At 34.9% G+C, this 12,412-nt stretch carries 11 protein-coding genes; all 11 read left to right on the top strand.

All coding sequences use genetic code 11. The features are described from left to right. Positions 1–54: 54 nt before the first annotated feature. The 11 genes from NSR03_RS06615 (at position 55) to NSR03_RS06565 (ending at position 12,407) form a co-directional block, all read left to right on the top strand. Complete coding sequence (locus NSR03_RS06615) at positions 55–1,104, top strand: phage tail tape measure protein (protein ID WP_445684143.1); 1,050 nt, start codon at positions 55–57, stop codon at positions 1,102–1,104. Positions 1,105–1,321: 217 nt separating this feature from the next. Continuing rightward, positions 1,322–5,296: a phage tail tape measure protein gene (locus NSR03_RS06610; RefSeq protein ID WP_340719193.1), complete on the top strand. Its 3,975-nt coding sequence runs from the start codon at positions 1,322–1,324 to the stop codon at positions 5,294–5,296. 5 nt (positions 5,297–5,301) lie between these two features. Then, positions 5,302–6,126: a phage tail domain-containing protein gene (locus NSR03_RS06605; protein WP_340719192.1), complete on the top strand. Its 825-nt coding sequence runs from the start codon at positions 5,302–5,304 to the stop codon at positions 6,124–6,126. 8 nt (positions 6,127–6,134) lie between these two features. Then, entirely contained in the window at positions 6,135–7,703 is a 1,569-nt protein-coding gene (locus tag NSR03_RS06600) for a prophage endopeptidase tail family protein (RefSeq protein WP_340719191.1), read from the top strand. After that, complete coding sequence (locus NSR03_RS06595; RefSeq protein ID WP_340719190.1) at positions 7,696–7,923, top strand: hypothetical protein; 228 nt, start codon at positions 7,696–7,698, stop codon at positions 7,921–7,923. Before NSR03_RS06600 ends, NSR03_RS06595 begins: the two co-directional genes overlap by 8 nt. A gap of 2 nt (positions 7,924–7,925) precedes the next feature. Further along, positions 7,926–9,881: a hypothetical protein gene (locus NSR03_RS06590; protein ID WP_340719189.1), complete on the top strand. Its 1,956-nt coding sequence runs from the start codon at positions 7,926–7,928 to the stop codon at positions 9,879–9,881. Between the two features lie 3 nt (positions 9,882–9,884). Further along, positions 9,885–11,204, top strand: a complete 1,320-nt coding sequence (locus NSR03_RS06585; protein ID WP_340719188.1) for a BppU family phage baseplate upper protein — start codon at positions 9,885–9,887, stop codon at positions 11,202–11,204. A gap of 10 nt (positions 11,205–11,214) precedes the next feature. Then, the gene (locus tag NSR03_RS06580) at positions 11,215–11,580 is read left to right on the top strand and encodes a hypothetical protein (RefSeq protein WP_340719187.1); all 366 of its coding nucleotides are present in this window, start codon (positions 11,215–11,217) and stop codon (positions 11,578–11,580) included. Next, positions 11,580–11,735 (top strand): XkdX family protein, encoded by a 156-nt coding sequence (locus tag NSR03_RS06575; protein WP_340719186.1) that lies wholly within the window; start codon positions 11,580–11,582, stop codon positions 11,733–11,735. Before NSR03_RS06580 ends, NSR03_RS06575 begins: the two co-directional genes overlap by 1 nt. 39 nt (positions 11,736–11,774) lie before the next feature. Then, complete coding sequence (locus NSR03_RS06570) at positions 11,775–12,074, top strand: DUF7365 family protein (RefSeq protein ID WP_069826525.1); 300 nt, start codon at positions 11,775–11,777, stop codon at positions 12,072–12,074. A 48-nt stretch (positions 12,075–12,122) separates the two neighbouring features. Then, entirely contained in the window at positions 12,123–12,407 is a 285-nt protein-coding gene (locus tag NSR03_RS06565; RefSeq protein WP_340719185.1) for a holin, read from the top strand. Positions 12,408–12,412: the final 5 nt, after the last annotated feature.

Below are 12,412 nucleotides of genomic sequence, written 5' to 3'. Positions count from 1 at the left end.
TGCTTGTATCTTTTAATTACTTTATTAGCAATTTATAAGTAAGGAGGTGGAACAATGGCAGAAAGAATAAAAGGACTTCAAATAGATTTATCCATGAAAGATATGGGTATTGGTGCCACACTTGCTGGTGTTAGACGTAGTTTTAAGACATTGAATTCTGATTTGAAGTTATCAAGAAATAACTTTAAAAATTCCGAGAAGTCTATGACTTCATACAAAAACAGAATTCGTGAACTTGATGGAGCTACTAAACAACAAAGGAATAATGTTAAAGAACTACGTGCACAATATCAAAAGACAGCACAAGAACAAGGTGCAAATAGTGCGAAAGCTGCAAGGTTACGGACAGAGTATAACAAACAAGCTGATACTTTGAATTACCTGGAGCATGAGTTAGAACAAACTACGAGTTCTTTTAAAAACTTTCAAAAGGAATCACAAGCAGCTGCTAGAGTATCTAACAGTAGTTTCGGCAGACTAGGTAAGAGTTTTACTGAAATGGGTCCTAAGATAAATAAAGTGGGCGAATCAATGAAAAGTGTTGGTCGTTCAATGTCTATGTATGTCACAGCACCAGTCGTAGCTGGATTTGGCTTAGCTGCAAAGACTAGTATAGATTTCGATGATTCTATGCGTAAAGTTAAAGCGACATCTGGAGCTACTGGTAAAGAGTTTAACTCATTACGTGATAAAGCGTTGGAAATGGGAAAAACGACAAAATTTAGTGCCAGTGAGTCATCAGATGCTCTTAACTATATGGCACTTGCCGGCTGGAGTTCCAAAGAAATGATGTCTGGTATTAGTGGTGTTATGGATTTAGCAGCTGCGTCAGGTACCGAATTAGGCCTTACCTCAGATATCGTTACTGATTCATTAACAGCTTTTGGCATGAAAGCAAAAGATAGCGGTAAGTTTGCCGATGTACTAGCACAGACAAGTTCTAAAGCTAATACAGATGTAAAAGGTTTAGGCGATGCGTTTAAATACGCAGCACCTGTAGCTGGTGCATTAGGTTATAGTGTGGAAGATACATCTGTCGCTATAGGTTTAATGAGTAATGCGGGTATGGATAATATGCTCGAACACACAGTAATGTGTGCGTAGAAATCGGTGAATTCGGTAGAGGTTAAGTCAAAAGATATATTAATACCGAGCCAAGCGTGTGAATGTTCAAACAGTAGCACGAAGGTGTAGAGACTAGATGTTGAGTTAGAACAAACAATAAAACATCCACGAGCGCCGATTATCCCAAGGGATAAAGATATAGTCCGATACTCAAAGGAAACTTTGAGATTATAGGGTAAACTCCTATATATAACAAATGATAAAAGGTGAAAAAGCTGGTACAGCATTACGTACTATGTTTACTAACCTTTCAAAACCTACTAAAGCGATGAAAGATAAGATGGATGAACTCGGTATATCTATCACAGATAGTAACGGTGAAATGCTACCAATGCGTGATGTTATGGATCAATTGAGAAGTAGCATGGGTGGTTTATCTAAAGACCAACAAGCGGCAGCTGCGGCAACTATATTTGGTAAAGAATCTATGAGTGGTGCGTTGGCAGTGGTTAACGCATCAGAAAAGGATTACAAAAAGCTTACTAAATCCATTGATGGGTCAAAAGGCGCTTCCAAACGAATGGCTAAAGAAATGGAAGGCGGTATTGGTGGTTCAATGCGTAAGATGAAATCTGCGGTTGAATCACTAGCAATTAGTATTGGTGATGTAGTAGCACCATTTATAGGAAAGGCAGCAGACGCTATAGCAGGTTTAGCAACCAAATTAACTAATCTACCTGGTTGGTTACAAGGTACGATAGTAGCGTTTGGTGCGTTAGCAGCTGCAATTGGTCCACTAGCATTAGTTATTGGAGCATTCACAGCATCATTAGGTAGTATTATGACTACACTTGGACCAATAATGGTTGGTATTACAAAAGCTGGTGGTGTAATGAAATACCTATCTGGAGTAATGGCAACTGTTACAAAAGCTTCACCACTTTTAGGAATGGCGTTAAAAGGCATTGGTTCCGCAGCAACATTCATGTTAGGACCATGGGGACTAGTTATTGCTGGTGTGGTAGCGTTAGGCGCAGCATTAGTTGTAGCTTACAAGAAATCTGAAACGTTTAGAAATATTGTGAACGGTATGATCACAGGTGTGGTTAATGGATTTAAATTATTATGGTCAGGAATTATGACTGTACTAACACCTATAGGTCAAGCCTTCATGAAGTTTGGTGGACAGATTAAGTCAGCTATTGGTGACTTCTGGTCTAAATATGGCGCACAATTCATGCAAGCGATAAACAATATTAAGAATGGATTCTTAGCATTTTGGACATTCATTCAACCAGTATTAGGATTCATAGGTGGATTATTCAAGAGTACGTTTAGCGATTCCATACCTATTATAAACTTCTTCAAGAATCTGATAATGGGTAGTTTAGTACATGCGTTTAATATGGTGAAAAATACTGTGATGATTGCGTTTAATGCTATTAAAGGAATTATCATGGGTGTCCTAAACGTTGTAATGGGATTCGTTAAAATGTTTATTGGTATTTTCACAGGTGACTGGAAACTATTCGGCGAAGGATTAAAACAAGTTGCTAAAAGCTTTCTAAGTATACTGAAAAATCTGTTCCAATTAGCGTTTGCTGGAATCTTAGGTATAGCTAAGACAATTTGGGGCGTAATTAAAAATACAATAGTTGGATTAGCAAAAGGTATTTGGACTGGCGTTAAAAACGCTTTTACTTGGTTAAAAAATAGTACAGTATCAATTTTTAATTCCGTAAAAACTTTTGCTATTAATGTTTGGAACTGGATTAAAGATAAAGTAGTAGGTTTTGCCAAGTCGCTATGGTCTGGTGTTCAGACATTCTGGTACCACTTAAAACGTGGAACAACTATAATTTTTAATTCTGTTAAGAATTTCGCATTAAGTGTTTGGAACTATATCAAAGGTAAAGTAATAGGTTTTGCCAAATCGTTGTGGTCTGGCGTGGAGACGTTTTGGTATCACTTGAAACGTGGAACAAGAATAATATTCAATGCTGTACGTGATTTCTTATACGATATTTGGCAGAAAGTTAGAAATAAAGTTGTTTCAATTGCCACATCATTATGGAACGGTGTGAAAGATAAGTTTAACAATCTGAAAAATTCTATTAAGTCAATTATAGGAAAAGTAAAAGACAACCTTTACGACACTTGGGATAAAATTTGGAACAAAGTAACTGGTGTCGCTTCTAGTTTATGGTCTACTGTAAAAGGTACTTTCCAGAACATGAAAGATGGTATTAAAGGATTTGCCGATAAAATTGGCGGTACGATCAATGATATGGTTGGTGGAATTAAAAAAGGGCTTAATAAATTAATTGACGGTGTTAACTGGGTCGGTGGAAAATTAGGTATAGATAAAGAAATACCTCATTTATCAACTGGTACATCGGGTGCAAGTGGCAGTGTTGTATCGAATGGTGCTATCAGTAGTCCAACTTTAGCCACTGTGAATGACAGAGGACCGGGTAATGGCTCGGGTATCGGTGGACATCAAGAAGTTATTCAAAGAGCTAACGGTCAAATGTTCGCACCTAAAGGTAGAGACGTGACTGTTCCATTAGGTAAAGGCGATGTCGTCCACAGTGGACGTTCTGTACAGAAAGCTCAAAAAGCTGGAGTATTACCTAAGTTCAGTAGAGGTACAAATAAGAAGAAAAAATATGATTTACTAAAAGATGCTAAGAAGAATAAACATGAGCATGGTGGTATGGACGCAATCGGAACAGGACTTGCGAAAAATAGCGCATGGGGTGTATCTGGTGGCGGAAATAAACTACAAGAAATGCTAGTTGGAAATGCAGCTAAAGGACTCAAGAAAACTGGAGACGTTGCTAACTCTGGTAAGAAGAAAGTTAAAGAGGGTGCCGAGACTGGCAAGAAAGTTGTAGAAGCTGGTGCTAAGTCTGCTGCTAAAATTGGCGGCGACTTACTAGATTACGTTGGTAGTCCCGGTAAATTAGTAAACGCTATGTTGAAAAAATTCGGTGTAGATTTTGGAAAAGTCAAAGGTGAAATTCCTAAAGACATGATGTGGGACGGTATGTGGAAAGGTCTTAAAGGTGGCGTTAAATCACTATTTGATGGTTGGTTAACAGAAGCTAGTTCTGCTGGCGATGGTGGATATATTGATTTATCACATGGTATTAACTATGGTTTCGGTTTCCCTCCAGGTTATCCTTTCAACAGACCGCATAACGGTTTAGATATTGGTTATCCTTATGGAAGTAAACTTTATTCTACACTAGGCGGAACAGCAACAGCTAAGTCTGGATATAATGGCGGTTTCGGTAACAGCATGTGGATTAAATCGGGTGCTATGCAAGCTATCTATGGTCATATGAGTAAACTTGCGTTTAATGGCAGTAAGAAAGTTAAACCGGGTAGTTATTTAGGATTATCCGGTGGAGATCCATCTAGACAAGGTGCTAGTGCAGGGGATTCTACAGGACCCCATCTTCATTATGAGATGAGAAAAAACGGTAAACCTTTCGACCCAACTAATTGGTTAAAAACTAACAATGGTGGAGGTAAAGGCGGAGGTAAATACGGTAAACAAATCAAACAAGCACTTGGAATGGCTGGATTACCACAAACTTCTAAATATATTAAAGCTTGGCAAGAACAGGCGAGAACAGAATCAACGTTTAATCCAAAGGCGAAAAACCCATCCGGCGCTAGTGGTTTAGTACAAGTTAAACCTGGAACGTTCAATGCTTTTAAATTATCTGGTCATGGAGATATTTGGAACCCGTTAGACAACCTAATCGCTGGTATGAGATACGCTAAAGCAACATACGGACCTAAGAAAATGTTAGACCGTATTGGTCACGGCTTACCTTATAAAACTGGGGGCATCATAAACAGTGAAGGCATGTATAACCTTGCAGAGGACGGACATAGTGAAGTAGTTGTACCACTTGATCCGGCACGTGCTAACGATGCAATGAAATTAATTGGTTACGCACAAAGTAAGATTAAGGATAAGAAAAACAAACGTCCTAATGACATGAGTAATAAATATGGTTCTCAATCTGGTGACGATAACACGAACTTGTTATTACAAATGATTGCTAACCAACAGAAACAACTTGACGCTTTAATGGAAATCGCAAGAAGTAATAAACACATTGAAGGACAACCTAAAGGATTTACTGAACGTGATGTTTCTCAAGCTCAAGGTAAAAAAGCACAAATGATGGCATATAGTTTAGGTGGTGTTTAACGAAATTGGAAAAACAAGTAAAAATATTCAATGATACATTCACAACCATGTTAACGAACATAAAAGGTTTGAAATTTTTAGATTTTGAAGAAGAAGGTGTTGAAGTACAAACAAATACACAATCTGTCAACGGTGTTGATGGTGTTTTAATGGGACCAAGTACATTTGGTCCTTTTTCTTTGGTGTTGAACTTCGCTTTCAAAGGTGTAGACATAAAAGATTATCATCTAGTTAAACAAAAATTAAGGGGTCTGTTATTCACACGCGACCCGTATTATGTATGGCATTCTGATATGCCAGGAAAAAAGTACGCAGTTTATTGTGAAGAAAACACTATTGAAAATTTAACTTCTGATTTCGGAACTTTTTCATTAAAATTTGTAGTATTTAAAGGTTATTCAGAATCACTTTATCCTACAGATCAGTTTTCATTAGGCGATGGAAAATGGCAATTTGAAAATGGATTAGTACCTGATAGCGATATTAAGTATAAACATACACGTACATTGTTTGAAATATTTAACGGAAGTAGCGGCACCATAGACCCAAGACATAGTCATAAATTGAAAATAAGAATTAAATTAGCTACTGAAACAGGTTTCAAAATCATCAATAAAGAAACAGGAGATGTGTTTGAATACACAGGTAAATTAAAAGCAAATCAAAGTTTCATCATCGATGGTGGTTACGCCTATAAAGATGGAAAACGATGTGGTAGACAAACTAATCATGGTATTTTAAGGCTTGCACCAGGATATAACACATTCGAAGTGTGGGGGAAAATATCAAATTTTGAAATAGAATTTGTTTTCCCTTTCATATATAGGTAGGTGATAAAATGGAAAATTACGATATTATCGTCACAGATTTAAATGATAAAATGTCGGAGTTATTGCTCGACTTTGCATACGATACTTTTGTATATGAATACGAACGTAATAATACTAGACAGATATCATTCACTGCTTACAAAACAAGTAAAAACGAAGATGTGTTTAACATGTTACAAAATGAATCATATATTGAATATCAAGGCCAACGATATGTCATAAAAGATGCTAACGCTAGTTATAATGGTTTACTGTTCATTAAGGAAATAACAGCTTTTCATATCATGTATGAATTTCAAAATCACTATGTAAGTAAAGATATTACTTCGGAAGAATTGAATGATGAAGTATCAGACGATGAAACAGATACTTTAATGACGCTAGAACAATTTTTAAACTTTGCATTTAAAGATAACAAGTTAGGTTATTCTTATGAAATTAAAGGAGACTTTAATGAATCGTTACCTGTCAATGAACTAGGTGGTAAAAATGGTATTGAGTATATTGTAGAAGGTGCAGAAACATTTGATTATATTTACTTTGCAGATAATAAAAAAATAACTTTCTATGATCACAATACTTTTTATAATGAATCAGAAAAAGTTGTTAGATACCGTTATAATAACGATGAAGTTAAAGCAACCGTAGACACAAAAGATATGAAAACCTACGTTAAAGGTTACGGTAAAAAGAAAAACAAAAGTGAAACTAAGAACTACAGTCCTGTTAAGCCTCCTAATTTGATGTTTAACGGGGCTTTTTTTAAAGAAGGAACATGGCGAACGCAGATAGTAGGTGCGAGTTATCAAAAAACATTTAATTGTAAATGGGGTAACGAAACACTTACATGGACACTTAAAAAGTTATCACGTGGTGGTTTGCTAGATGTTTATATTGATGGTGATTTACTAGGCAGATACAGTTGTTACAGTCACACCGCACGTTCTGAACAAATAATAATAGCTAAAAATTTAAGTAAGGGTAACCACACATTCAAAGCAGTTTTCAGAGGTGCAGACCCTAATGTTAAAGAGTATAAAACAGAACCTGTGATGTATGTAGGTACAGAGAAATCTAATGTTTTGAATTTAACAGCTGTTCTTCAAGGGTCGGAAGTTTACCATACACTAGGTGAATATAAATCACCTAATTACAATGTGTTCGGTCACAGACAAGCGCCTGATGTGTTCGACGATAATATTACAGATAAAACTGAACTGGTTAAAAGGTTAAAAAGCGAATTGAACGATCAACCTAAAATAGGTTTAGAAATCAATTATATAGACAAAGAACAAATAGACGAAAACGATGCTATTTGGTTTATTCATGAACCACTGGAGTACGATACAGAGCTTAAAGTTGTTACGTTGAATCGTAAACATCCACTTAATCCTGAACCAGATGAAATATCGTTCAGTAACAACAATGACGATATCATAAAAATTCAAAATAAAATAACTAATCAGATAAAGAATGTAGATAATGCGATTAAGAAAAACGCTATAAACAACATTTATACACCATCTACTGGATATGTAGAAGGACCAATCGTAGGGAGTGTGTTAATCAATGACTAAAGAAATACAGATACGTAGTTGGGTTAATCCTAACGACGGAGAAACTGAATTTATTCAAACACATGTGAAAGGCGTTATTGGTATTGAAGAAAAAATACAAGAAGAAATACAAAAAAACGAATCAGATGCTATTATTTTACGTTCTCCCGAAGGTCAAAAGTTCATGCTAACTGTAGATAATGGCGGAGAATTAGGCACTGTTAAAGTTGAGGAGGGTTAATATTGATACGTTTACAAACGAACATGAGTAATCAATTAGACCAAACGTACAGAAGTGAGGATATAAGTAACTTTAAAAAGTTAGAGGTTGGCGTTAATGAATTATACAAACTTTTAAATAAACACCAACAAGATGATGAAGTAGAACACGACAGTAAACAAGTTTCTCATGGTAACACTACAGTAGATAAGATGTTAATTTATCAAATGAGTAGAATTAGAAATTTAGTATTAGGTTCGGATAAAGACAGTTTAAAAGAAGTGAAAGACGCTAGAGTGGATAATGATGGGAATGAATACCCTATATTGTCAGAGCGTTTAAATGCACAATATGATAATATGACGAATCGAATCAATGAAGTTGAAAGCCGTTTTATCGAAATCAATTTTGATGAATACGAACCAGATAAAACAGGAGAAGTAGGTATTGCTAATAAGTTGCAACACGCTTTGAATCGTCTGAAAGATGCTAAAGGGGGCATACTTCATATAAAAAATGGCGATTACTTAATGGATGCAAGGGTGGCTGTTTACTCAAACACTGAAATAAAAATGGAAAAAAATGTCACACTCTATCGTGGATGGAGTGGTGGCTTTTTTGATATTGGTCATAAAAATGATGCTTATTACGGATACGAAGGTGTCCACAACGTTCAAATTACAGGTGGTACATTAGATGGTAACTATGAGAATATTGATAAATTCCCTACGACTGAACTTAATTTTATCCAACTTAGACATAATGATAATGTGAGTTTTACCAACATGAAGTTTAGAAATGCGATCAGTTTCCATGTGACAGACATCAACGGTTCAAGAAATATAAAAATTCGTGATTGTATTTTCGAAGGGTATATTGATCTAAACGGTAAGGGATATAAAGAAGCTGTTCAACTAAGCGAATATACAGATGACAGTATTGGTGGTGCAGGTTATGAAGATGGTACACCAACACGTGATGTTGTAATAGATAATTGTGTGTTCAGAAAATCAGATATATTAGATAGTTTTAGTGTAGCAATTGGTAACCATTTAAGTCGTCACAACGTTTGGCAAAAGAATTTTAAAATACAAAATTGTGTATTTGAAGATATTAAAGATATTGCAGTAAGACCTTATAAGTGGAACAACGTTAAAGTTTTAAATAATGAATTCTTAAGATGTAATGAAGGTGTTCGTATATCTTCTGTTAACGGTGATGATATTAGTGCTAACGATGTTAATGGTGTGCCTAGTGGTCAACCACAAACAGGTATGTTATACACAATAGAAGGTAATACATTCCAAGATTACAAATCCAAAGGAATTACAGCATACGGTAAGCAATACAATGATATTACTGCACGTATTACTGAAATAAACATTACAAATAACTTCTTCGTATCAGATAACAACGATGTGGGTGAAGCTATAGTTTTGAGTCTATGTGCAAGTGTTCATATCAAAACAAACACAATCGGTTATGCATACAGAGGTATACGTTTCATTGGTTGTAATACACTTGTTATCAACAGTAACTATATTAACAACGTTAAGACAGAGGCTATTATCAATGATGCCTCACCGTATACAGGTTATTCTGCTTTAGCTAGACATATTTATATTTCAGATAACATTATCAACATAACGGGTAGAAATGGTTTCTTCTTAAGATATATGCGCAACTTCTTTGTTAAAAATAACACGATTACTAATACAAATGATTACAACGTAGACGGAACAAGACGTGGTGGCATATATGGCTATGAATTAGATGCTGGCGACATTTCAGGCAACATGGTTTGGGGTGGCGATAAAGCCTTTGCTATTCGAATAGACAATGCAAATAACACTGTTTTATTCAACAATGGTGGCTATGGAGAAGTATCTATAAATGGTAGTGACTCGGCTAAAATTGGTTACTGGAACGTTGATACAAACGGTGAAATTTACAGACGAGAAACGAAAGGGTTGGGATAACACATGAGTATAAGTAAAATTAAAAAACTAAAACTTGAGACTACCGCAGAGTATCAACCAATATCTGAATTGAACGTTAGTTTTTTCAATCAAGATATCAACACTTCTGTTTTTGACTTTATTGTTACGAGAAATGATACTCCAATCCCTTTAGGTCCGGACAATATAGAAGCAAGTATTGTATTGAAGTCAGACAAATTCAAGATACAAGACGAGGTTCAAATAAAAGATGGAATGAACGGTATAGTAACATACACGCTGCCTAACGAAATACTCGAAAGAACGGGCAAAGTAACTGGTCAAATTTATATAGGCGTTAAAGGTAAAGAGGACACTGTTGTACAACGGTTGTTCTCTTTTAATATTGTCGATAGTCTAATAAATTCATTCGATGCCGAAACTAAATTGGTTTATATCAGAAAGTTTGATAAATTAGAGGCTGAAATAAGTCAACGAGTAGAATCAATTGAACAGGCGATTGCACATTCAGAGGATTATGTAACTAAAGTTATTGAAGAAAAAGATATTGCGTTGTCGCAGATAGATGCAAGTAAAATCAATATTTTGGAAGAAATGACAACTTTATTCGATACAGAAAAAAGTAATTTACAAGCAATCGGAGAAGGTTATAAAACAAACTTCGAACAAGTCGATGTAGAATTAAATCAAAAAATAGAAGATATAAAGCAAGAAATTAATCCTGAAACTTATGTAACGCAAATACAAAGTGATAATTGGCAGAAGTATAGTTTTACCGAAGATGATGGTGCAGTTAAAGAGTTACCAATCGATACAGATATTTCAACTTTAACTGCTGGATTATATGAAGGTAGTGGTTTAATTAATACGCCATTTGACGATAGTGGTTTTTATGAAATTTATGTAACACAATCGTACAACGGTAGAAAAGTTATTATAGCAATATCTTCTTATTCTGGTAGAAGTTCTATCAAAACATTCCATTCTGGTGGTGCAGAAGGTAATTGGAAAGAGTTAACTAATGCCACAGAAGATACAGGTTGGTTAGAAGTAATGTTGAAAAATAATGTCGCTTCCATTAATCCAGTAAATTATAAAATAGTTACCATGAACAACACGGAACAACTAAGTATAAAGGGTAGTATATCGAATATCGCTGCTGATAGTGAAGTTAATTTTGGAAAAATACCAAGTATAAAAACTATTGGAGTCCCTTATATAATCAACACATTTCCTAGTAATATAAAAATGTGGATTGAAAATGATGGAGAGCTAAAAGCACGAACTCCAGTAGATTGGGATTTAACAAGCACGATTGATTTTAGTAGTACATTAATTTTATAGGAGGTTAAACATGTATAAACAGATTTATAATAAACTAAATGGAGAACCGAAGTTAATTCAGGATAGTTACGATGAAAAAAGTGATGTAAGCATATTCGAATATGATAAAGAAAAATACACCGATTCAATGCCTCCTAATAATTTATATCAACCTATTCATTTCGATGAAGATTCAAACGAATGGATAGGTGTTGCGTACGAAGAATGGAAGGGAAATCAAAACGACACAGTACCTTATAAACCTTCAGGATTAGAAAAAGATTTGGCTAAATCTCAAATGCAACTCTTTGCTACTCAATTAGAGCTAAAAGAAGCAAGACAAGAAAACGCAAAAACAACTAAAGAATTATTTAAATTGAAAGAGGGGTTAGAATAATGGAATATCCTGGATATGAGACAATTAAACGTTATTATGATTTAAACTGTTATACAATTGAAGATATACATTTTTATACGAAATATGGTGCTTTGACTAGAGACCAATATACAGAAATTACAGGAGAATATTATAAAGAACAACCACAGGCTTAGGCTTGTGGTTTTATTTTATAGAAAGTGGGAGGTCCGATGTTGAATGTAAATGAATTAACGACATGGTTTATCTTCTCTGTTTTGCCTATTGCTTTAGCGATAGCAACTTTTGCGTGGAAGATAAGTAAGGATAAGAAAGATAATGAAAATCGTATTACTCGAATTGAATCCGAAGTGACGAGAAATACTGAAGATATTAAAGAAGTGAAAGACGAACAAAGACAACAAAGAGAAGAAATTAAAATAATATTGCAAATTAGTTCAAAGATTGACACTTTAAATTCACGTTTTGAAAACTTTGAAAATAGATTTTATGACAAACAAGATACTAACAATTAAGTCGGCTCATTGAGTCGGCTTTTATTATATATAAAAGGAGATAACGATATGGAACAAATTATAGCATTTGCAGGAATAATTTCAGTAATCACAATTGCATTAACACAAGTTATTAAGAAAGCGAGTGTTGTGCCTAAAAACATCATACCAATCATTTCAATGGTAATAGGTGTAGCAGTTGGTGGTATTACTGTCTTTATTCCAGAAATAGTAACTGAATTATCAATTGCTGGTCGTTTGTTAGCTGGATTAATTAGTGGGCTAATGGCTACAGGCATCTGGGAAACGTTCAACAGACGTACAGGTAATACTAAAGACTTAAATATGAAATAAGGAGA

It is taken from the genome of Staphylococcus sp. FSL W8-1207 (assembly GCF_038003745.1).
Taxonomy (GTDB): domain Bacteria; phylum Bacillota; class Bacilli; order Staphylococcales; family Staphylococcaceae; genus Staphylococcus; species Staphylococcus equorum.
The sequence above is the reverse complement of the archived record's forward strand: the minus strand, read 5'-3'. Positions and strand labels throughout refer to the sequence as shown.